Origin of the sequence: Flavobacterium sp., from assembly GCF_039595935.1 — a bacterium.
Taxonomy (GTDB): domain Bacteria; phylum Bacteroidota; class Bacteroidia; order Flavobacteriales; family Flavobacteriaceae; genus Flavobacterium.
In genome coordinates, this window is the sequence record NZ_JBCNKR010000004.1 from 1,232,557 (window position 1) to 1,256,555 (window position 23,999).

Sequence of the window (23,999 nt, forward strand, 5' to 3'; positions counted from 1 at the left end):
ACCTGAAGCCTGAAACTTGAAACAAAAAAATAAAAAGTCATGGACACGAAAAAACCCGAAAACATAGACGAATATATTGGTGGATTTCCGAATGAGGTTCAGGAAATATTGGAAAAAGTGAGAATGACGATTCAAAAAGCAGCTCCTGATGCCAAAGAAAAAATCAGTTATTCGATGCCGGCTTTTGAGCAAAACGGAATCGTGGTTTATTTCGCGGCATTTAAAAATCATATCGGACTTTATGCGTTGCCAAGCGGTCACGAAGCTTTTGCTTCTGAACTTTCTAAATACAAATCAGGAAAAGGTTCTGTTCAGTTTCCTTTAAAAGAAAAAATGCCTTATGATTTAATCACTAAAATTGTGAAATTTAGAGTGAAAGAAAATTTGGAAAAGGCGAAAAAGAAATGAACTTAACCCAACATTACAATCAACTTTACAAAACTTCTAAAGAAGCTATTCTGAGCGGAAATTATATTTTAGATTCAAAAATAAAAGATGTTTCAGATTCTCGTTTTGGAATTACGCTTCTCCTCCGCCCCAGCGAAAAAATAAAAGCTAATATTCAGCTCTTTTTAGACAAATTAAAAAAACTTGATTCTAAACAATATTATTATCCTAATGGAGATATACACGTTACGATAATGTCGATTATTTCGTGTTATGAAGGTTTTAGTTTAGATAAAATTAATATTGAAGATTACATCAAAATCATCGAAAAAAGTCTAGAAAATTTAGGTTCCATTACAATTGGATTTAAAGGTGTTACCGCTTCCAATTCGGCTATTATGATTCAGGGATTTCCTTCTGATGAAACTTTAAATAATCTAAGAGACAAACTTAGGGAGAATTTTAAAAATTCGGCTTTAGAACAAAGTATCGACAGTCGTTATTCTATTTCTACGGCACACTCAACCGTAATGCGTTTTACTGAAAAACTTCAAAATCCTGAAAAATTAATAGAAATTACAGAGCAGTTTCGAGATTATAATTTTGGAGAATTTAAAGTTGAAAAATTAGAATTAGTTTTTAATGATTGGTATCAGAGAGAAGAAAACACAATTCATTTAAAAGATTTTAATTTGTGACGTTTTTTCGTCACGAATTACACTAATTTTCACGAATTAAGTTTAAAAAAAATTACTGTAAATTAGTGTAATTCGTGTCAAACTTATTTTTTAAAAGTTCCGAAATGCCATAAAACTCCAGACGGGTCGTGCAGAAAACATTCGCTTCCCCAATCTAAATGGCGCGTTGGCGTTAATTTTACTCCGTATTTTTCAGTTAAATTTAAGGCTGAGAGTTCCTGATAATAGCGATCTGCATCATCGACTTCCAGAAAAATCATGGTATTTTCAATCCAGTTTTTATCATAATAATCTTGTAGATAAAAAGCCATTTCTCCCGATTTAAAAACGGAGAAATTAGATTCTAAAACTACTTCTTCAAAACCCAGATCACGATAAAAATTTCTTGAGGTTTCGAAATTCTTAGATCCTATAAATGGTCGTATTGATTTTATGTTGTGGTTCATTTTATTCTTTTTGATATTATTTATCAAATCCAAGCTGTTTACGCAAATCAATATTCAAGCTATATTGTTCCTGAATTGGAATGATTTTGCGTAAACTTTTATTTATGTCACTTCCTTCTGCAGTCCATAGAAAAGGGTAAAAATTAAAAACTTCATCACCTTTTAATTTCGAAACTTCTTCTCTCCATCCGTTCCATCTGTTTCCTTCATAAAACTTATCCAAATCATTATTCAAACAAAAACCTATAAATTCAGAGTAGGTAATATCAAGTGATTCGTATTCGAGATTATCAGGAGAGAAATAATAAATTTTACCAACGTCATTACCTAATCCTCCTCCATTCAGCATAAAAAAACCTCCAATTGCATCATCTGCAATTAATAAAAACGAAGGGACTTCTCCAAATTCATTAAACGACTTTCCTTTATTCCAATCAGGAACAGAACGATTAAATTTAGCATTTCCTGAACCCAGAATGCGAATCCATCCACCATCAATTAAAAGTCCGCCGGTATTATAAACAACTGCTCCCAAAATCGAACGGGTTGTAACCTGCGTTTTATATAAGGCCTCTTTTGCTTTTGTTGCATCAACAGGTAAAATTTCTACTTTATTTTTTGCAGTTTTTATCCAATCTTCCACAATAGGCCAGCCTGGGTCATTTGTATCAATAAGCTCTTTAACTTCTTTCATCTTATTTTGTCCAATCGCTGCAAAATTTATTAAAATCAATGCCAGTAATAGAAATCTTTTTATCATTTAATTTAATGTAAATCTTTATCACTTAATTACCCCTTCTTCAAAATACTACCTAAACCACGACCAATCTGTTCAATTGCTTCGATACTTTTTGTTAATGGTGTAGCGGTAAAATCTTCGTAAGCATCCATAGCGCTTTCTTTTCGGTCATCTTGCGGATAAACTAGTATGATGTTATTATCGCTGTAGAATTTTTCGAATTTTTGAGGCAGTCTGTCAAAAATAGAATGATAAGAAACGGAACCTTTTCTCGATAAATTGAAAACGATTAAATCTGTTGGTTTAATTTCATCTGAAATTGCTTCAAAATCATCCCATTCTGTTACGCTTTTAAAACCTAATTTAGCATTCAATCGCAGGTCATTAGCGATCTGCTGAATGGTTTGATGCGTTTTATATTCGGCATAAATTACAATCGGAATGCTTAATTCCTGTGATAACCTGCAGATTTTTTGCAATAAAAGCTGAAATCCTACACCTCTTTCAGAAAATGGCGGGCAAATAAATACCAGCCTTTTTTCTTCAATAAAATTTCGCTGAAATCGGCAGATAAATAAACTTTTATCAACATTATTGATAATCGAATCTACATTTTCTCCAAAAATTTTATCTAAGAAACCTGTTTTTTTCGGCCAGCCGATAATAACGATATCAGACATAATTTCCTTAGAAGTTCTGGCAATTCCGCTCGCTGGATTATGGTCGATTCTGGCAATTGTATTTATTTTTACTTCTGAAGCCGATCCCTGAATGACAAATTTATCGACTGCTTTTTTATATTTCAGAATATTTTTCTCAGCCTGATCGTTATTAGGAACTATCGTTAAAAGTGTTACCGGATTTGACGATTTTTTATCTTTTATTAAAAGAGCAAAATCTAATAAACTGGCTGTCGCCGAAGTTTTTGCCAGCGGAATTAAAATATGTTCGTCTAAAATTTGATCATTTCCTTCTTTTTCATGCGAAATCTCTTCTTCGCAAATTGCAATTTTTTTAGCTGCTTTTTCTGTTGCAAAAGAGGCCACAATACACGTTATCAGAATTAAAATAATGGTTCCGTTTAAAATATTTTCATCCAGAATCTTGGCTTTAAAACCTACTAAAATCACAGCCAGAGTTGCGGCGGCATGCGCACTGCTTAATCCAAAAATAAGCTGTCTTTCTGTTTTGGTATATTTAAACACAATTTGAGCAAAAAAGGCCGCAATCCATTTTCCAAAAATAGCCACAACACTCAAAGTTCCCGCTACAATTAAAGCCGTTGGTCCACTTAAAATAACGCTAATGTCAACCAGCATTCCTACTGATATCAGGAAAAACGGAATAAATAATGAATTCCCTATAAACTCAATTCTGTTCATTAAAGCCGATGAATGCGGAATTAAAGGGTTTAAAGCCAAACCGGCAACGAAAGCGCCAATAATAGGTTCTACTCCTGCTACTTCTGCCAAAAATGCGGCAAAGAAAACGACAGATAATACAAAAATATAATGGGCGTGTTTTTCACTTTCTAACTTCTTAAAAAACCATTTGGCGATTCTCGGAATCAGTAAAAACATTATGGCTGAGAAAATGGCCAGCGAAACTCCTAACTTAATCCAGAAAGCCTGATTTAAATTTCCCTGACTGCTTCCCATAATTACGGCCAGAATAATCAAAACGGCTGTATCGGTTAAAATTGTCCCTCCAACAGTTATAGCAACTGCCTGATTTTTTGCAATTCCGAGTTTGCTCACAATCGGATAAGCGACCAGAGTGTGCGTTGCAAACATACTTGCTGTTAAAAAACTGGCGTTAAAATCATATTTCAGCAAATAAAAACAAACCGGAAAACCAATGGAAAGCGGGAAAATAAACGTGAAAAAACCAAATAATAAACTCTTGTTTCTGTTGGCTTTAAACTCGTTCATATCTAATTCTAGTCCGGCAATAAACATAATATACAGCAGACCAATCGTTGAAAATAAATCTACGGCAGAGTTTTTCGCCAGAATATTTAATCCGTGCGGACCAATAATAACTCCTGAAATAATTAATCCGATAATTCCCGGAATATTTATTTTTTTAAGTAAAATCGGCGACAGCAGGATAATGAAAAGTATAAGCGAAAAAATCAATACCGGATTGCTGAGAGGTAATTCAAATTCGTGTAAAAAATGCTTGAAAAATTCTATCATAATGTAATTTTATCTTTTTGTGGTATTCTAAAATTTTCGTAAAAAGACATTGGTAGAATTAAAACGAAATTAACTGAAGTTTCGGTTAATTTTAAATTCTGGGTAATTAAAAGAAACAGCAGATTTAGATGGTTGCATCTTTACAAAAATACCGAAAAAAGGTTAACTTTTTACGAAAACGCCATATTAAGGAATTAAATTTATTTCGTTGCCGAATTATTAAAATTTAATATCTTTTTTAACAAATATGCAAGATTAACATTCGAATATAACTCTTCATTGCATTATTCAATTATCTTTGTCTTAACAAAAATTGAACAATGGAAGAATGTATCTCTGTTTTTGATATGCTTAAAATTGGCGTTGGTCCCTCAAGTTCACATACTTTGGGTCCATGGAGAGCCGCAGAACGCTTTTTAGAAGAGTTAAAAAGTGAGTCTATTTTAGATCAGGTTACCCGTGTAAAAGTCGATTTGTACGGTTCTCTTTCTTTAACCGGAAAAGGACACGCTACAGATTTGTCTGTTATGCTGGGCTTAAGCGGTCAGGATCCTGAATATATTCCGGTTGAGAATATTGCCGGAATTATTAAAACTATCGAAGACACAAACGAGATTAATCTCGCAAACGAATATAAAATTCCGTTTTATTTTCTTCAGGACATTGTTTTCAATAAAGACTTTCTTCCTTTTCACGCGAATGGCTTAAAATTTACGGCTTATAAAAATGATGATTCTCAATATGAATCGACTTTTTATTCAATCGGCGGTGGTTTTGTAGTGAAAGAAGAGCGTGAAAATGCCAAAATAAAAGAAGTTATAAAATGTGCCTTTCCGTTTCCAATTCAAAATGCGGTTGAGCTTTTAAATTATACCATCTCAGAGAACAAATCGATTTCTGAAATTGTGTATGAAAATGAAAAATCAATGCGTTCTGAAGAAGTAATTCATTCCGAATTAATGCGTATTTGGAACACCATGCTGGAATGCATGTACATAGGATGTCATTCAGAAGGAATTCTTCCTGGCGGGTTACATGTTCGCAGACGCGCTTTTGATATGCATCAAAATTTAATTGGCTTATCAAATTACACTGATCCGCAGTCCTGGCTTCAGGAAATTAGAAAAACCGAAGTAAAATTTCGCCAGATTTTAAAATGGGTAAGCTGTTTTGCATTGGCCGTAAATGAAGTAAATGCTTCGCTAGGACGTGTAGTTACGGCTCCTACTAACGGAAGTGCCGGCGTAATTCCGGCGGTTTTGATGTATTATATGGTGATCGAAAACCATAATGCAGGCGAAAAAGAAATCAAACAATTTTTGATGGTTGCCGGCGAAATTGGAAGTATCTTTAAAAAAGGTTCTACCATTTCTGCAGCAATGGGCGGATGTCAGGCAGAAATTGGCGTTTCGTCGTCGATGGCAGCAGCAGCACTTTGCGAATTAATGGGCGGAACTCCGGCTCAGGTTTTAATGGCTGCCGAAATTGCAATGGAACATCATTTAGGTTTAACCTGCGACCCAATCGGCGGTTTGGTGCAGATTCCGTGTATTGAAAGAAATACCATGGGCGCTATAAAAGCCATAAACGCAGCCGAACTTGCTCTTGAAACCGATTCTAAAAATGCAAAAGTTCCTCTTGATAAAGTGATTGGCACAATGTGGGAAACAGCAAAAGATATGAATTCTAAATACAAAGAAACTTCAGAAGGTGGTCTTGCCATTGCAGTAAACATGGCAGATTGCTAAAATTTAAAAAAATATTAGCCACAGATTAAAATCTTTTGAATCCTTTTAATCTGTGGCTAAAACTTCTCTAAGAATTATTTTTTCATGAAAAAACTTTACTTTCTAATTGCATTATTTCTTTCACTTCTATCACATTCACAGGAAACCTATTTTATTAATTCAGATACTCGTTTGTATACCAGTACAAATACCTCTGATTTTTTAGGTTATTTTAAATATGGGGCTCAGGTACAACTGTTATCTGACAGCAAAAATGGCTGGTACAAAGTCAAAGCTGATAATTTTTCTGAAGGATATGTTCCGGCTAAATTCATTTCTACATCTTTAAATGCGGGTGATATAAAAACCGTAGACCCGGAAAATCCCATTCTTTTTGGCGGAGATCATTATCATGGCAGTAATCACCTTTTTATATTAGCTGCGGGCTTAAAAGCCAGAGCGCTTCCTGACAGAAATTCAAAGGTTAGAGAAATTTTATTTACCGGCGATGCTGTTTCTATTGATTATCTTCCAAAAGATGAAAATGAATGGGTTAACCTATCCGGTGGTTTTAAGGAAGAATACATAATGTTTACGTTAAGAAAATTTGTTGGAAAAAGACCTAACATGAACGCTTTACTCAAAGATTTTGACAAATTAGATGTAAACAATATTCCGGATCGCAAAACAATCAGTGAACGCATTGTTGAATTAGCATGGAATAGTGATAAAACAACTTTAACACCGGCTTATCAACGTTATTATGAAGTTGTAAAACAATTAAATGATCCTAAACTTCTTGCTGAAACCGAATTGAACATGGCTATAGTCAAAGGTTTGATGAAATCTAAAACAGCAGAACAAATTATTGCCTTCTCCAAAAAAGCCGAATTCAGTTTAAAAGGCACCAAAACAAAATCCTTTTATTTATCGCAGACAGAATTAGTAAAGATATTTGGAAAACCCGCTAAAAAAGCCAATATCAGTGATGAATGCGGTATTTACCTAAGTGATTTATTTTATTATTATCCTGATTTAGAAACTTCTGTTGATGAAAAGAAAAATCAGGCTGAAATAGTTAAGGTTTACATTAACGAAAACAACAAGCTTATCATAAATGCCAATTCAGTTTTAGATAATTCGGTGTCCGAAAAAGCTTTCATTGAGAAATACGGAACTTATATCGACGCTTCGTTAAAATCACCGCATCATTATGCTATCATGATGGAAGACAGTCAATTTAGAATCGAATTTAAAGACGGAAAATTATTTTCTGTCGAAATATTCTTTTATTGCTGATTCCCTTTTTACAATTATTCAATACTTTTACATTATCAAAAAAACTTAAAATGTCAGTAGCAAAAAAAGATTATAAAAGAATCACAACAAAGTCATTAATTGAAATGAAAAGCAACGGAGAAAAAATCTCTATGCTTACGGCGTATGATTATACAATGGCTAAAATTGTTGATACTGCCGGAGTCGACGTGATTTTGGTGGGAGATTCTGCTTCAAATGTTATGGCGGGCCATGAAACGACTTTGCCAATTACTTTAGATCAAATGATATATCACGCTTCATCTGTAGTTCGCGCTGTAGAAAGAGGTTTAGTTGTAGTCGATTTACCTTTCGGAAGTTATCAGTCTGACCCAAAAGAAGCTTTACGTTCTGCTATCAGAATTATGAAAGAAAGCGGCGGACATGCGGTAAAACTTGAAGGCGGAAAAGAGATTAAAGAATCAATCAAAAAAATATTAAATGCCGGGATTCCGGTTATGGGTCACTTGGGTTTAACACCTCAGTCTATCTACAAATTTGGAACATACAGTGTTCGTGCCAAAGAAGAAGAAGAGGCAGAAAAATTAATCGAAGATGCTCAAATGCTTGAAAAAGTAGGATGTTTTGCAGTTGTTCTTGAAAAAATCCCTGCTGATTTAGCTGAAAAAGTTGCAAAAAGCATCTCAATCCCAGTTATCGGAATTGGTGCCGGAGGCGGTGTTGACGGACAAGTTTTGGTTATTCATGATATGCTGGGAATGAATAATGAATTTAGTCCGCGTTTCTTACGTCGCTATCTAAATTTATACGAACTAATGACAAAAGCAATTGGCCAATATGCAGCTGATGTTAAGTCTAGTGATTTTCCTAATTCTGGGGAACAATATTAATTTTTAAGATTCTAAGTTGCTAAGGTTCTGAGATACTAAGATTTTTAGGTTCAAAGTGGCAAAGCAGCAAAAGGTTCAAAGGTTTACATAAATTGCCTCCAGCTTTAGCTGGAGGTTTGTTTTTAGATCTATTGAAAGGCTTTAGCCAAACTTCTTTCAAATCTAGAATCTAAAAATCTAAGCAAGTCTAATCTCATGAAAATAGTTTCAGATAAAAATAATCTTCAAATTCTTCACGAAGACAATCACATTATTGTGGTTAACAAACGTGTGGGTGATATTGTGCAAGGAGACAAAACTGGTGATAAACCTTTATCAGATATTGTAAAACAATACATTAAGGAGAAATACAACAAACCAGGAGATGTATTTTTAGGGGTAATTCATCGTCTGGACAGACCCACAACGGGAATTGTGGTTTTTGCCAGAACCAGCAAAGCATTATCACGAATGAATGAATTATTTAGTAATCGTGAAACTAAAAAAACATATTGGGCTGTTGTAAAAAATAAACCTGCTGAAGCGGCTTCAAAATTGGTTCATTACTTAAAAAGAAACGAAAAAAATAATACTTCAAAAGCACATTTAAAAGAAGTTCCAGATAGTAAATTAGCAAGTCTGGATTATAAAATCATAAAAGAACTTCAAAATTATACTGCTCTTGAGATCAATCTTCACACAGGGCGTCATCATCAAATACGGGCACAGCTGGCAGCCATTGGCTCACCTATAAAAGGAGATTTAAAGTATGGTTTTGACCGAAGCAATCCTGACGGCGGAATTCATCTTCATGCCAGAAAACTTGTTTTTATTCACCCTGTAACTAAAGAAAACATAACAATTATTGCTCCTGTACCTGATGAAACTGTTTGGAATGCGGTATGATTTTTATGATTAAATTGTTAATTTTTTAATTTTTATCGATTAACTTGCATATCCTAAAAAACAAGCTGATCATAAAATGGATTTCAAAAACGACATCGGATACAGAAAAGAAACGCTCAAAAAGTTATTGCATAACATTAAACAAAGCGAAGACTTAATTATAAAAGCGCTGTATGATGATTTTAAAAAACCTGAATTTGAATCGGTTGTAACTGAAACGAGTTATGTAATTTCAGAATTAAAAGATACTATTAAAAATCTTAGTTCGTGGGCAAAACCTAAACGCGTTTTTCCATCTCTTCTAAATTTTCCTTCTTCAGATTTTATTTATAAAGAACCTTACGGAAATGTATTAATCATTGCTCCGTGGAATTATCCGTTTCAATTGGCTTTATGTCCGCTGATTTCTGCCGTTGCCGCCGGAAATAAAGTGGTTTTAAAACCTTCTGAACTTACGCCGCATACTTCATCCATAATTGCCAGAATTATCGAAAAAACTTTCCATGTTAATCATGTAGAAGTTTATGAAGGCGGTGTAGAAGTTTCTAACAAATTATTAGCTCAGCGCTGGGATTATATTTTCTTTACCGGAAGTGTTTCTGTTGGAAAAATTATAGCAAAAGCTGCTGCTGAACACCTTACTCCGGTAACTCTTGAATTAGGCGGAAAAAATCCTTGTGTTATTGATGAAACTGCCGATTTAAAATTAGCAGCAAAAAGGATCGTCTGGGGAAAATTCATTAATGCCGGACAAACCTGTATTGCTCCCGATTATATTCTGGTTCAGAAAAACATGAAAATCAATTTTATTTCATTTTTAATGGAAGAAATTGGAAAGGCATACGGAAAAAAAATAGACAAATCGCCTGATTTCGCCCGAATAATAAATACCAAAAACTGGGTTCGTTTAGATCAAATGATCGAACGGGAAAAAGTAATTTTTGGCGGAGAAACCAATCATGAAAAACTTTATATTTCTCCAACATTAATTGAAGATCCTGATCTGGACAGTGCGGTTATGAAAGAAGAAATCTTTGGCCCGATTTTGCCAATTCTCACTTATGAAACAGCAGCCGATATCCATAACGTAATAAGTAAGTACGAAAAACCTCTCGCGTTTTATATTTTTAGCGAAAATAAATCGTTTGCCAAAAAATTAATCGCAAATTACTCATTTGGAGGCGGATGTATTAATGATACAGTTGTTCATTTTTCTAATAAAAGACTGCCTTTTGGCGGTGTTGGCCACAGCGGAATTGGGGCTTATCATGGCAAATTGAGCTTCGATATTTTTTCTCATCACAAAGCAATCGTAAAAAAAGGGAATTGGCTTGATTTACCTATGCGATACGCGCCTTATAAGGATAAACTCGCTTCAATAAAACGCATTTTAGACTGGCTTTAAATTACTAAACAATTTTAGTAATCTTAGTAGATTTTTATTCGAAATTGATTTAAAATATTATATTTACGACAACTATTATAAAAACAAAGAATATAATACAACTTTACTTTTCAAAATGAAATCTACACTTGAGCAAATTGATGCCATCAAAAGAGACGGCTATTCGATAGATTTTTCTAATGTTTTTAATCATGCATTTGAAAACTATAAAAAGATTGCAATATATTCTGGGGTAATAATGTTGATTTTAACCCTTATTTTCTTTGGCTTTTTTACTATTTTAAGTGCTTTTTATGGCAATTTACAAGGTCTTGTTGATAATTACATTAAGGCGTTAGGAAATACAGTTTCTGTTGAATATCTCACTATAATGGGAGTAATAACATTTATTACGGCATTGTTTACTCCAATTGGTGCAGGTTTTCTTAAAGCAGCAGAGTGTGCTGATATAGACGAAAAAATCAATTTTTCGACTGTTTTTACGTATTATAGACCCAAGTATTTCTTTCATTTATTTTCACTTGCCTTTATATTAGGCTTTTTAAGCATCTTACTTAATTATTCTCTGGACAGTTTGGGAATTTTTTACTTAGGTGCTGCCCTATCTTTATTCATTTCTTATTTTACTTTTTTTGCGATTCCTTTAATCGTTTTTGGCGGCCTGAATGTTTTCGAAGCCATTAAATCGAGTATAATTTTAGTGAGTAAAAATCCAATAACCATTTTCGGACTTTTTATAGTTGCCTATATTGGCGCAATGGTAGGTATTTTTGCATGTGTTGTAGGGCTGTTTTTTACAGCTGTTTTTAGCACCTCTGTAACTTATGCTGCCTATTTTTCAATTTTTGATAATGAAGAAAAACGAGATCCGATTGATTCAATTGGAAGATCGGATTTAGAATAAAATAAATTCTAATATTTTATAAAAAGCATAACCAACTTTTTATTACTAGAATTTAAAAATTGCTATTTACAAAACCAAACATACCTCAAAATCTATGGCAGCCGACTATAGTTTTTTCAATTTATTGGTTTCAGGAATTGCTGATTTTGGCAATTCCCTAAAATCAATCATGGCAGTCTGGTATGTTTTCAATTCAGATATCATTTTTTACAATAATCCCAAATTTATTATTCTTGGACTTTCATTATTTGGCTTTTTGGGATTGCTGGTTTATCAGTTTTTCAGAATTAAAGCTAAAATTGGAAATTTCATAGAAAAGAAAAAAGAAGCAGACACTGTTGGGAGAGAATATCAGCTTTATATTCTGTTTTTTGGAATTGCAGTTATTGTAATTGAAATCATCAATGAAATTTTCAAAATCAGACCAAAAAGTTTACTTGTTGTAAATGTTTCCATTGGCTTTTCAGTACTTCTGATCTATTTAATAATTGATAAAGTAAAATGGCTGAGAGATAAAATTCAGCAGATTTTTATTTTCAGTTTCTTTATTTACATCAGTTATGTCTGTTATAATATTATTTTTCTATACAATGATGTTGTACCGGTAATTGTATTTTTAATCTCTTTTTTCTTTTCATACAACATTTTAAAACCCATAAAAATTTACTGGTTTTTTGTAGGTCTCGTTTTTTTGTTTCTTATTGCCACCATTGCATTCCACCTAATTCCTTTAAAATCAACTATATTACTAATCAATTTCTGCATTCTGATTTTCATTATCAATCAGGTAAAATATGCCGTTTTACAAAACAACAGGGATAATTTCAGATTTGCCAGCGAAATTGTTCATAAAGGAAATTCATTAACAATTGCAACAGATCAAAAAGGAGAAATACTATTTTGCAGCGAAACTGTAACATCCATTTTAGGATATCAGCCGGAAGAAGTTATGGGTTTGAATTTTTGGAAACTGACCAAAGGAAGCACCTACAACGAAAACAACTATTTAATAAACCACGAAGAAAATAAAATCTACACCCGTAAATTAAAGAATAAAAACGGAGAATATAAATACATTCAATGGAAAGACAAAAAATTCTCTGATGACTTAATAATCAGTATCGGTCAGGATGTTACCGAACAGATTATTGTACAGGATCAATACAAAAACCTAATTCAAACCGCTACAGATATTATTTTTGAAGTGGATGCAGAAGGTCATTTTACTTTTATAAATGAAATCGCCTATTCGCTTTTAGGCTATGCCGAAGACGAAATAATTCAAAAACATTATTCAAATTTTATTCATGAAAGCTACTCTATGACTGCTGTAGATTTTTATGAAAATTTTGAAAACAACGGAAATAAATTCCCTATTATAGAACTCCCGATTTTAAAGAAAAACGGACAGGAATTATGGATTTCGCAAAAGATTATCATTCGCAAAAATGACTTAGACCAAACTATTGGTTTTGCCGGAATTGCCAGAGATATTACCGAAATTAAAAATGCCGAAAACGAGAAAAAAAGACGTTTAGAAAAAATCGAGGCTTATAACAATTCTACCAAAAAATTATCGACAACAGATTTTAGCACTTACAACAATTTAAAAAACGTTATCGATTATATAATAAAAGAAGCCTCGACAGTAAGCAAAGCAAACAGAGTCAGCTTTTGGAAATACTCCAAAGATCTCATTTCCTGCAAAAACTTATACAGTATTGATAATCAAAACCTGACGGATAAAAATATTCTAGACAAAGAATCGTATCCAATTTATTTTGAAACCTTAAAAAACAAAGCCATTATTAATGCTCCGGATGTTTTTAATAAGTTAGAAACTTCTGAATTTGAAAGACTTTATTTTACCAAAAACCACATCAAATCCATGCTTGATGTGCCAATATTTTTAAGCGGACAGTTAGCGGGAGTAGTGTGTTTTGAAAGCACTGTCGAACAAAGAGATTGGGACAATGAAGACATCAATTATGCCAGAACTATTTCTGATGTAATTTCACTTGCCATTTCGATGCAGATGCGATTAGAAACAGAGCGAAGATTAGAATTTAAAAGTCAGTTATTATCTGCACTTTCACTTTGTACAGAAAAATTTTTACTGAGCAAATCTACGGAGCAAATGTTTCAGGAAACCTATGATTTAATTGGAAAAGCTTCTAAGGCAGATCATATATTTTACTACGAAAGAGATTTCACAACTAATACTGTTGTTCAAAAATACAAATGGTCAAGAAAAGGAATTCCGCATCAAATTACACCTTTGCGGCACATGACCGAAGATAATCTCATAGAAATTTTTGAGGCTGCAAAAAACAAACGAATTGTAAACACTTTTACCCGAAAACTCGAAGATCGATTTTTTAAGCAATTATTGATTAATAATGAGATAAAATCAATCTTAATTCTGCCGTTATATATCAACGATATTTTTACCGGATTTATTGGTTTTGATGACTGCACAAAAGAACGAAGATGGTCTGAAGAAGAAATCTACATCTTTCAGGTTTTGGCCAATAATATTTCGTCGGCATTAGAAAGAAACCGAAACGAAAGTAAGATTATCGAGAGCGAAGAGAAATTCAAATTAATAGCCAATAATATTCCGGGAACAGTTTATTTATCAAAATTTGACGCCTTTTCGACTAAAATTTTCCTTAACGACGAAATTCAAAACTTAACCGGATATTCAAAAACAGAATTCATCGAAAACAATCTTTCGTTTTTATCTCTTATTCATCATGACGACCGTGACGAAGTAATTAACAATCAAATTGATAACCTTCAAAACGGAATTCCTTTGCATAATGTTTACCGAATTAAACGCAAAACCGGCGAATACATTTGGGTAGAAGAATTTGGAGATGTAATTAAAAAAGGAGACGAAATTGAATTTGTGGGTGGAATTTACTTTGATATTACCAATAAAAAAGAAACTGAAGACGCCATTAAAGCAAAACAATTAGCCGAAGCCGCAAATAAATCAAAATCAGACTTTTTGGCCAATATGTCGCATGAAATCAGAACTCCTCTGAATGGAATTATTGGTTTTACACATTTATTGATGAAAACTGAATTAGAAGAAATTCAGGAAAAATACATGACAACCATTAATCAATCAGCACATTCATTATTGGAAATCATAAACGATATTCTTGATTTTTCTAAAATTGAAGCCGGAAAACTGGAGCTTTTTATTGATTTATACGACATCAAAAAAGTACTCGGACAGGTTTTTGATTTAATTGTTTTTGAGTCCAATCAGAAAAATCTGCAGCTGGAATTGAATGTTGATCCGGATGTTCCTAAATATATCTGGACCGATATCGTAAGAATAAAACAAATTTTGATCAATCTGCTTTCAAATGCTGTAAAATTTACCAATGAAGGCTCTATTAAATTGAATGTCTCGGTTTTAGAAAAAAATAAAAACAACAACTGCACAATTCGTTTTTCTGTAATTGATACCGGAATTGGAATTATGGAAAAAAACCAAAAGAAGATTTTTAAAGCTTTTTCTCAGGCAGATAGTTCTACCACAAGAAAATTTGGTGGAACCGGTTTAGGATTAACCATATCCAATCAGCTTTTGGCCTTAATGGAAAGCCGATTACAGTTGGAAAGTAAAATTGGTGAAGGAAGTAATTTCTTCTTTGATTTGAATTTAAAAACTAGCAATCAAAGCATAAACGAAAAATACAATAACGAACTAAAAGGTTTAAGTACGGCGGCTATTGAAAATCCTGATGAAACTCATGGCAGAGATATACGATTTTTAATAGTTGAAGACAATAAGGTTAATATGCTCCTCCTTAAAACAATTGTAAAAAACCTCTATAGCAATGCATTCATTTTTGAATGTGAAAACGGTTATGAAGCTGTGAAACAATTTGAAAGTATCAATCCGACTCTTGTTTTTATGGATATTCAAATGCCAATTATGAACGGCTACGAAACAACAAAAGCCATTAGAAATACAACAGCCGGAAAAGATATTCCGATTATTGCCGTAACAGCTGGTGCTGAGAAAGAAGAACGCAATAAATGTATTTCTGCCGGAATGGACGACTATATCTCGAAACCTATCATGAAAGGTTCTGTAGAAGAAACTTTAGTAAAATGGTTAAAATAAGTAAAACTTAATCATTTGAAATCTTAAGTAATTCCCAAAAATTATATAAATTCGTACAAGAAAAAACACAAAAAGCTTAAATACAATTTAATATGAAATGGAGAGGTTCAAGAGAAAGTGATAATGTAGAAGATAGAAGATCTGTTTCTGGCGGAAAAATAGCCGTTGGAGGTGGTGTTATCGGAATTATTATTCTGCTTCTTAATATTTTTGGCGGCGAAAATGCAAAAATGATTACGCCTGTTTTAGAACAAATGCAGGGCGGACAAACCCAAACTGAAGCTGCAGCTCCATTAAGCAAAGAAGATGAAGAAATGGGCCATTTTGTTAGATCCGTTTTGGCCAAAACAGAAGACACCTGGGGAAAGATATTTGCCGAAAATGGCATGACCTATAAAAAACCAAAATTAGTACTTTTTAAAGGTTCAGTACAAACTGCCTGTGGTGGTGCATCATCTGCATCAGGACCATTTTATTGCCCGGCAGATCAAAAAGTTTATATGGATTTAGGATTTTTTGAAGAACTCAAAACAAGATTTGGTGCAGAAGGCGGAGATTTTGCGATTGCTTATGTTATTGCTCATGAAATTGGACATCATGTTCAGACTTTATTAGGAACATCTGCCAAAATGCATCAGGAACAAGAAGGAAAAAGTCAGGCTGAAGCCAATAAACTTTCAGTAGCATTAGAATTACAAGCCGATTTTTATGCAGGTGTCTGGGCACATGATAACCAGGAGGTTTTAGAAGCCGGAGATATAGAAGAAGCCTTAAGTGCCGCCAATGCAGTTGGAGACGACGCTATTCAAAGCAAAATGCAGGGACAAATTGTTCCGGATTCGTTTACACACGGAACATCAGAACAAAGGATGTACTGGTTTAAAAAAGGTTTTAAAACTGGAGATATTAATCAAGGTACAACCTTTGAAGAAATTAGATAATACAAAAGCCAAATATAATAACCACCAGAAAAGCCTGACTTAACAGTCGGGCTTTTTAATTTCTTTTTAATTTCTAATAATCATTTAAATTCCAATTCAAAAATCCCAAATTCCAAATTCCAAATTGGAAAAGCAATAAAGTTTTAAAATTGGAATTTGGAATTTTTATTATTGAAGTTTGTTTTCTGCAGAAAACAAAAAAAGCCTTGAATTTCTTCAAGGCTTTAAATCTGGGTGGCTGACCGGGTTCGAACCGGCGACCCGCGGCACCACAAACCGCTACTCTAACCAGCTGAGCTACAACCACCATTTTTTTGCTTAGCGAGTGCAAATATATAACAAAGGTTGAGTTCTACAAAGAAAAAAATGAAAAAATTACAACAAATTTTCTAAGCTATTGACTGCCAAACACCTTTCAACAGTAAAACCTTCTGCAAAATCTCTTCCAACTAGTCTTCCTAAGTCCTGCGCACGATAATTTAGGCTCTCAAAAAAGTTTTTACTCGTAATTGGTGTTGCAGGCTCTTTTGAATTCGGATCATAAAATTGCGTTTTGTATGCCATAATAGCTTCAATTTTCTTTTCTTCAAAACCTGTAATATCCACTACAAAGTCTGGAGTAATATTTTTCCACTGAATATAGTGATAAACTACTTTTGGTCTCCAGGCTTCTTGTTTCTCTCCGTCGATCGAAGTTTCGATTTTCATCAAACCAGATAAAAAACAAGCATCAGAAACTAATTTACTTCCTTTTCCGTGATCAATATGACGATCGTCAATTGCATTACACAATACAATTTCAGGTTTGTACTTTCTAATCATTTTTATGACTTCTAACTGGTGCTTTTCATCGTTTACAAAAAAACCATCACGAAGCCCTAAATTTTCACGTACAGGAACGCCTAAAATCTTTGCAGCGTCTTTTGCTTCCTGATCTCTCGTTTCAGCAGTTCCACGCGTTCCTAGTTCGCCGCGTGTTAAATCCACAATCCCTACTTTTTTCCCTAAGGAAACTTCTTTTAAAATTGTCCCGGCACAACCTAATTCTACATCATCAGGATGTGCGCCAAAGGCTAATATGTCTAATTTCATTATTTTTTGTTTCAAGTTTCAAGTTTCAGGTTTCAAGTTGTCAACAGAACGTGAAACTTGAAACCTGAAACCTGAAACAATTTATAAACTATTTTTTCAAAACTCTTTTCATCGTCATTGATTTATTGACGCTTTCCTCCCACTCTTTTTCAGGAACACTTTCTTTTGTAATACCGCAGCCCATGTATAAAATTGCTGTTTTATCCTGAATTTGCATGTTGCGCAAATTTACAAATAAATCAGAACTAGTTTTACTGCCGGCAAAACTGCTGTTTAATTCGCCCAGAAAACCCGTATAAAAAGTTCTGTCGTAATTTTCATTTTCAATAATAAATGCTTTTGCTTTTTTCTTTGGCAGTCCGCAAACGGCAGGCGTTGGATGCAGTGTATCGATAACTTCTTCTAAAGTCGAATTTTCATTTAAAACTCCCGAAATATCCGTTTTTATATGCCAGATCGATCCGGCTTTTAAGCTATATGGTTCTGTAACCACAACTGAATTGGCAACTTCACGTAAACGTTTTACAATAAAATCAGTTACGTATTGCTGTTCGTCTTTTTCTTTTTGTTCCCAGCGAATTTCAGTTTCCAGATTGGCTTTTTGCGTTCCGGCCAAAGCTGTAGTTTCAAAAACATTTCCGTTTGCTTTTAAAAGCTGCTCTGGCGTTGCTCCCATCCAAAATCCAATTTTAGGATGAAAAAAGCAATAACAAAAAGTAGTTGGATATAATTGAACCAAATGCTGAAACGTTTCAGAAAAATCAAATTCAGATAAATTTACTTTTTCGCTTCGGGATAAAACTACTTTTTTGAATTCTTCATTTTTAATGGCTTCAATTCCTTTTGAAACTAAATTTTCATATTGCTTTTTAGCTTCAGCATCAAAATTCAAATCATCAATTTCTGTTGATTCAAATGCTGTAATTTCTTTTTCAGCCGTAATAATTTCCGATTCGCTTTCAGGAATTAAAACAAGTTGTTTTTCATCAAAAGAGGCAAAAACAAATCCTTTTTCGCTGTAATCAGTAATTTTATATAAAGTGTCATTTTGCTGCAAAAGCCCAAAAACACTTGATGTATTGGGTTTAGAATATATTACAAAAGGTAAATTTTGATTGTAATGTTGTTTTATTTTTGAAAAAAAATTATTCATGATTTAAAAGTTGAGCTTCATATTCTAAAAGCTCTTTTTTAGTTTGAAAGAATGTTTTTGATATAACAGTCTGATAATTATTCAAAGATTCTGAAAGTAATTTTAATACTTCTTCCAGATATTCATTTACATTAAAATATTTCCAGTCTTCAGATAAATATTTATTAAAAGCAACTCTCATTTCGATTGTTATAGCTTTTCTATAAATATTATCTTCCAGTATTTTTTCTATTTGATCCTTAAATTTATCTTCTTCAATTTTAAGCAAACGCATATTTTGTTCAATAACATCTACTGTGCAGGTTCTGTAGATAAATTCAGAGGCATTCATCATATTAATATAAAAACCGATTTTTTCATCGTAGCTTTTATCTAACTGAAAAAGGTCATTATAATGCTGTTTTAATTCTTCGCCTTTATCTTGTTTATCTGCTAAAGCTAAAAAGTAAGAATAAATTTGTTTGTCGTTTTCAAGAACGTCTTCTTTAATTTTCTTCAAATCCAGTTCTAGTTCGTTTACTAATTCCTGAGCATCTTTAGAAGACATTTTATGTCCGTCGTACGAAAATGATTTTATTTTAAAATTCCCGCCTGCAATTTGTTTTAATGCATTGACATCATTTTCTAATGAAATAGAATTGTAAACCAAATCTACAGCCGAATTGCTGAATAATTCTTCAAGATCTTTATTTGAAGATTCTTTTCCTAATAAATCTATATCAAAAACTTCAGGATTTTTGTTATCGTAATATTTATTGAAAATCTCATTAAATGAATTCGTGAAAAAATCTTTTTCATATTCATTAATAAAATCTTCGTTTTTATGAAAAACAACTGCGTTAGAATATTTTATTGACGAAAAGAGTTTATTGGTAAATTTACTTTGCAATGCAAATCCATCCTGAAACAATCCAATCGCCAGTGCTTTACTATCGTTTGTTACATCCAGATTTAACCTTTCTAATTCTTTAATTCGATCTTCGGTACTTGGGTGAGTTTCCCATTTATTTTCGATAACCAGTTTTGATTTATTAAATCTGTTTAAAAAATCCGGAGTTAATTGAGGTAAATCATTTTCAACATGTAAATTGCTGTTTGTGGCAATAAAATTCATTACAAATGACTGCTGCTGATATAAGTTTTCTGTTGCGATTGAATCTGGAATTTTCTTTCCGTAATAATCTAAAACTGTATTAAAAGAATGATCTGCAAGATCTAATCTTAATAACGATGTAATTAAAGGTCTTGATCCTGTAACGCTGGCCGCAACTGCATCAGCATGAAATTCCATTTGCCTCGATAAAGCGCGGTAACTAATATTTACAACATTATAAACCTGCTGCAAAACCCACTGGATTCCAATTACAATTTTAACGGCAACCATAGTAAAAAAGGCAAAATATCCATTAACACTTCCCCAGCTTTGGGCAATAGAATTATACGAATCATTATCGTAAAGCATGTTATGAATAATTTGATTTACATTGTAAACATAACTTCCTACTTTCATACTTTTTTGAGAAAAATGTCCAAATTCGTGTGCCAAAATAGCTTTAAGCTCAATTTCTGAAACTGAATTTACAAGTCCAACCCCAATCTGCAGATTTTTTTTGATAGGCAGAAACATACTCCAAAAAGTAGAATCATAAAAAACACAAGCATTTACATCAGATGATAAATACACTTTTTTAGGAAAATCTGTTTGAACTTTGTTTACAATTTCATCTATAAAAGCAAATAATTTTGGTTCTTCTGCACGAGTAATTTCGATTAAATGAGAGCGGTCTACCTTATGTTTTACAAACATGAATTTGAAAAGAAAAACCAAAACAAGTAATCCCATGCACAATAATCCTGCTCCAATCATAATGGTTACAAACATTGGTTTTATAGCTATAATAGCTATTCCTCCCACAACCGCTAAGGCCGTAATACCTATTGCGCAAAGGATTAGGAGAATGTAAACTAATAAAAAGAACAAAACAGAAAGAATCGCTTTTGTGGTCATTTTTTTGAAAGTAGAAGAAATCGGGGCTTTGTAATTTTGGGTCATTAAATTTTAGAAGATTTGATTATGCAGGATTTTTTAAATTTTCTTTTTGTCTAAAACAATATTGGTAAGCTTACAAAGCGAAATCAAATTTTCGGCTTCATCCGTAATTTTAATTTCCCATAAATGCAGACTTCTTCCTTTGTGAATAATTCTGGCTGTACCAAAAACCACACCATCGCGAATACTTTTTAGATGATTTGCCGAGATTTCGATTCCGCGGACTTCCTGTTCTTTTGGATTTATAAAAAAATGAGAAGCCGCACTTCCTACACTTTCTGCCAACGCTACCGAAGCGCCTCCGTGAAGCAGTCCCATTGGCTGGTGAACACTTGGATTTACTGGCATTTTTGCCGTTAAAAAATCTTCTCCGGCGTCGATATATTCAATTTTTAGCGTTTCCATCAACGTGTTTTTAGAAAACTCATTGCAGTATGCTATAATTTGTTCTTTTGTATAGTTCATTAAAATAGACTTTAAAATCGTAAAATTAAAGAAAAGATGAGATACAAATCTAAAATCATATTCTAAAATTAAAATTCAACTTCAAACATGTAAGTTTTTTGCTATTTTTACAAAAAGAAACAAAATTAATCTTTGGCTTTTTTGAGCCACAGATTACACAGATTTTCACAGATTATTTTTTTTGCTTTGCGCAGAAAATCTTTTTAATCCTTTTAATCTGTGGCAAAAAAAAATAAACATATTCAAATGCGTAAATACTTTGTACTTTTTATTTTCGGAATAATTCTGGCTTTTAGTTCCTGCCGAACTGATTTTGATACCGTTGCCAGTACCGGAGATTTAAAGTTTTCAAAAGATACTGTTTATCTGGATACCGTTTTTAAAAATATCGGTTCAAGTACCTATCAGTTAAAAGTTTATAACCGAAGTAAAAACGATATTTCGATTCCGATTATTCAGCTTAAAAAAGGATTAAACTCAAAATACAGAATGACGGTTGACGGAATGACCGGCACTAACGGAAAAATATTTAAAGACGTTACGCTTTTAGCAAAAGATAGTTTGTATATTTTCATAGAAACTACTGCTGATATTACTGATGCTGACCCGACAGATTTTTTATATACCGATGAAATTCAGTTTGACAGCGGCGCTAATCTTCAGGAAGTTGCACTGGTAACCTTGATTCAGGATGCTGTTTTTCTTTATCCAAAACAAAATGCCGACGGAACGAAAGAAAAAATCCAAATTGACGGTAAAGACGTTGACGGATTTTATCTTGACGAAAATGATCCCGAAAACGGAAATGAATTGATTTTTACCAAACAAAAACCGTATGTTATTTACGGCTATGCCGGAGTTCCGGAAAATAAAACAGTAACTTTTGAAGCTGGAGCGCGAGTTCATTTTCATGCTAATTCTGGTTTATATGTTGGAGATAAAGCTACTCTTGAAATTAATGGGGATATTTCAACAACCGAAAAACTTGAAAAAGAAGTTATTTTTGAAGGCGATCGTTTGGAATCTCTTTATTCTGATATTCCCGGACAATGGAAATCAGTAATTTTTGCAAATGGAAGTACGAATCACTCGATCAATCACTTAACATTAAAAAATGCCGTTGTTGGTTTAGATTTTAAAAATCCGCTAAATACCATTCAAATTAAAAACACACAAATTTACAATTGCGTCGAATACGGAATTCTGGCTCAAAATGCTCATATCAATGGGGAAAATATCGTGATTAATTATGCCGGGATTTCGGGTTTATCTTGCGTATATGGCGGAAGTTACAGTTTTACACATTGTACTTTCAACAATAATTGGCAAAACAGTTCACATTTTGCGGTTAATTTAAGTAATAGTCTGGCAGGAGCAACTCCGGAAACAAATCCTTTAACACAGGCTACTTTCAATAATTGTATTATTTACGGCTCCAGCACGAATGAATTTAATTTACAAAAAAATACAAGTGCCGCCTTTGTTTACCAGTTAAATAATTGTCTGTTGAAATTTGGCAACACATCAAATGCTGATTATCAATTTAAAACTGATACGGAACATTATAACAACATCATTTTAAATGAAAATCCGAAGTTTTATAACGTTTCTAAAAATCAATTGAATATTGATAAAACTTCTTCCGCTTTCGCGAAAGGGAATCAGGCATATATCATTCCGCTTGATATTTTAGGAATTACCAGAACTTCACCTCCTGATTTGGGCGCTTATCAAAGTAAAGATTTTCCAAAGTAAAATTTTTAAACCATATAAGTGATATAAGAAATTTAAGTTTTGCGTGAATTTTGTCAGCAAATCTAAGAAGTCTCAATGTTTAAAAATTCAATATTATCTAATGAAAAGAAGTTTTTTAACCATCATTTTTCTTGTAACTTGTATTTTTACATTTGCTCAGAGCACAAAAACTATTAAGTGCGATTCTATTTATAAAGACAAAGGAATTACAATAAAACTTATAAATTTTGAAACTGAAAAAGATGGATATGATGGTGAAAAAAACTCAATCCTTATTATCAGTCAAAAACTAAATGGAAAAAATTCAGTTTTAGTAAAAGATTCTATTTTTAGCCTTGTCCAGGAAATAAGATTCATAGATTATAACAACGATAATTTCAAGGATATTTTAATTCAAAACATTTCGGATGTTAGAAGTAACTGGACTTACAACCTTTATTTGTACAATCCTAAAGCAAATAATTTCAAACGTGTAATTGATTTTGACGAAATCAAAAATCCAAGATACAATTCAAAATATAATATTATTGAAAGTTACATTTCATCCGGAGAAGATTGGCTGCTATTTTATGGACTTAAAAAGAATCGGATTTTTGATTATAATGTTAAGATAAAAGACGATCACGGCAAAAACTTTGATAAAGAGTATAAAAAAGCACTTAAGAAATTAATTTCTATACAAAAGTCAGTTAGAAAATAGTTATTCTGTATAAAAATCAGTGCCATTAGGCACTAAATATCGGTAGTAAGAAAATATACCTAAAAATAAACATCGCTTAACGTTTCGTATTCATAAAAGTAATAGATTTGCTACAATACTTATTTAAAATTCTAAAAAT

19 protein-coding genes and 1 tRNA gene are annotated in these 23,999 nt (G+C 32.8%); 12 read left to right on the forward strand and 8 right to left on the reverse strand.

The features are described 5' to 3' along the window. Positions 1-39 precede the first annotated feature (39 nt). Complete coding sequence (locus ABDW27_RS05340; protein ID WP_343694924.1) at positions 40-408, forward strand: DUF1801 domain-containing protein; 369 nt, start codon at positions 40-42, stop codon at positions 406-408. Then, positions 405-1,085 (forward strand): mutarotase, encoded by a 681-nt coding sequence (locus tag ABDW27_RS05345; protein WP_343694925.1) that lies wholly within the window; start codon positions 405-407, stop codon positions 1,083-1,085. The genes ABDW27_RS05340 and ABDW27_RS05345 overlap by 4 nt, the downstream gene beginning before the upstream one ends. A gap of 83 nt (positions 1,086-1,168) precedes the next feature. On the opposite strand, the gene ABDW27_RS05350 is transcribed toward ABDW27_RS05345, so the two are convergent. The 3 genes from ABDW27_RS05350 to ABDW27_RS05360 are packed head-to-tail and all read right to left on the reverse strand — an operon-like array spanning position 1,169 to position 4,468. Continuing rightward, on the reverse strand, positions 1,169-1,531 hold the full coding sequence (locus tag ABDW27_RS05350) for a VOC family protein (protein ID WP_343694926.1): 363 nt from the start codon (positions 1,529-1,531) through the stop codon (positions 1,169-1,171). A 16-nt stretch (positions 1,532-1,547) separates the two neighbouring features. After that, positions 1,548-2,291 (reverse strand): DUF2625 domain-containing protein, encoded by a 744-nt coding sequence (locus ABDW27_RS05355; protein WP_343694927.1) that lies wholly within the window; start codon positions 2,289-2,291, stop codon positions 1,548-1,550. Positions 2,292-2,320: 29 nt separating this feature from the next. Then, positions 2,321-4,468 (reverse strand): cation:proton antiporter, encoded by a 2,148-nt coding sequence (locus tag ABDW27_RS05360; protein WP_343694928.1) that lies wholly within the window; start codon positions 4,466-4,468, stop codon positions 2,321-2,323. Positions 4,469-4,788: 320 nt separating this feature from the next. Between ABDW27_RS05360 and ABDW27_RS05365 the strand changes: the two genes are divergently transcribed. From ABDW27_RS05365 to ABDW27_RS05400, 8 genes are all read left to right on the forward strand, one after another. Then, a complete protein-coding gene (locus tag ABDW27_RS05365; RefSeq protein WP_343694929.1) occupies positions 4,789-6,216 on the forward strand; it encodes an L-serine ammonia-lyase in 1,428 nt (475 codons plus the stop codon). An 84-nt stretch (positions 6,217-6,300) separates the two neighbouring features. Further along, positions 6,301-7,494, forward strand: a complete 1,194-nt coding sequence (locus ABDW27_RS05370; RefSeq protein WP_343694930.1) for an SH3 domain-containing protein — start codon at positions 6,301-6,303, stop codon at positions 7,492-7,494. A gap of 50 nt (positions 7,495-7,544) precedes the next feature. After that, positions 7,545-8,363: a 3-methyl-2-oxobutanoate hydroxymethyltransferase gene (gene panB / locus ABDW27_RS05375; RefSeq protein WP_343694931.1), complete on the forward strand. Its 819-nt coding sequence runs from the start codon at positions 7,545-7,547 to the stop codon at positions 8,361-8,363. Positions 8,364-8,558: 195 nt separating this feature from the next. After that, positions 8,559-9,248 (forward strand): RNA pseudouridine synthase, encoded by a 690-nt coding sequence (locus tag ABDW27_RS05380; RefSeq protein ID WP_343694932.1) that lies wholly within the window; start codon positions 8,559-8,561, stop codon positions 9,246-9,248. A 76-nt stretch (positions 9,249-9,324) separates the two neighbouring features. After that, a complete protein-coding gene (locus ABDW27_RS05385; RefSeq protein WP_343694933.1) occupies positions 9,325-10,653 on the forward strand; it encodes an aldehyde dehydrogenase in 1,329 nt (442 codons plus the stop codon). A 115-nt stretch (positions 10,654-10,768) separates the two neighbouring features. Then, positions 10,769-11,557 (forward strand): hypothetical protein, encoded by a 789-nt coding sequence (locus ABDW27_RS05390; protein ID WP_343694934.1) that lies wholly within the window; start codon positions 10,769-10,771, stop codon positions 11,555-11,557. A gap of 94 nt (positions 11,558-11,651) precedes the next feature. After that, positions 11,652-15,704 (forward strand): PAS domain S-box protein, encoded by a 4,053-nt coding sequence (locus ABDW27_RS05395; RefSeq protein WP_343694935.1) that lies wholly within the window; start codon positions 11,652-11,654, stop codon positions 15,702-15,704. A gap of 92 nt (positions 15,705-15,796) precedes the next feature. Further along, positions 15,797-16,645, forward strand: a complete 849-nt coding sequence (locus ABDW27_RS05400) for a neutral zinc metallopeptidase (RefSeq protein ID WP_343694936.1) — start codon at positions 15,797-15,799, stop codon at positions 16,643-16,645. A gap of 233 nt (positions 16,646-16,878) precedes the next feature. On the opposite strand, the gene ABDW27_RS05405 is transcribed toward ABDW27_RS05400, so the two are convergent. The 5 genes from ABDW27_RS05405 to ABDW27_RS05425 form a co-directional block, all read right to left on the reverse strand. Continuing rightward, positions 16,879-16,952 (reverse strand) — tRNA-His (locus ABDW27_RS05405). Between the two features lie 68 nt (positions 16,953-17,020). Beyond that, the gene (bshB1, locus tag ABDW27_RS05410) at positions 17,021-17,737 is read right to left on the reverse strand and encodes a bacillithiol biosynthesis deacetylase BshB1 (protein WP_343694937.1); all 717 of its coding nucleotides are present in this window, start codon (positions 17,735-17,737) and stop codon (positions 17,021-17,023) included. A gap of 88 nt (positions 17,738-17,825) precedes the next feature. Then, on the reverse strand, positions 17,826-18,890 hold the full coding sequence (locus ABDW27_RS05415) for a chorismate-binding protein (RefSeq protein WP_343694938.1): 1,065 nt from the start codon (positions 18,888-18,890) through the stop codon (positions 17,826-17,828). Beyond that, the gene (locus ABDW27_RS05420; RefSeq protein ID WP_343694939.1) at positions 18,883-20,943 is read right to left on the reverse strand and encodes a M48 family metallopeptidase; all 2,061 of its coding nucleotides are present in this window, start codon (positions 20,941-20,943) and stop codon (positions 18,883-18,885) included. Before ABDW27_RS05420 ends, ABDW27_RS05415 begins: the two co-directional genes overlap by 8 nt. Positions 20,944-20,976: 33 nt before the next feature. Beyond that, positions 20,977-21,405, reverse strand: coding sequence for a PaaI family thioesterase (locus ABDW27_RS05425; RefSeq protein ID WP_343694940.1), 429 nt, complete (start codon positions 21,403-21,405; stop codon positions 20,977-20,979). 246 nt (positions 21,406-21,651) lie between these two features. On the opposite strand from ABDW27_RS05425, the gene ABDW27_RS05430 reads away from it, so the two are divergent. Beyond that, positions 21,652-23,160 (forward strand): hypothetical protein, encoded by a 1,509-nt coding sequence (locus ABDW27_RS05430; RefSeq protein ID WP_343694941.1) that lies wholly within the window; start codon positions 21,652-21,654, stop codon positions 23,158-23,160. A gap of 100 nt (positions 23,161-23,260) precedes the next feature. Beyond that, positions 23,261-23,860, forward strand: a complete 600-nt coding sequence (locus tag ABDW27_RS05435) for a hypothetical protein (protein ID WP_343694942.1) — start codon at positions 23,261-23,263, stop codon at positions 23,858-23,860. Positions 23,861-23,999: the final 139 nt, after the last annotated feature.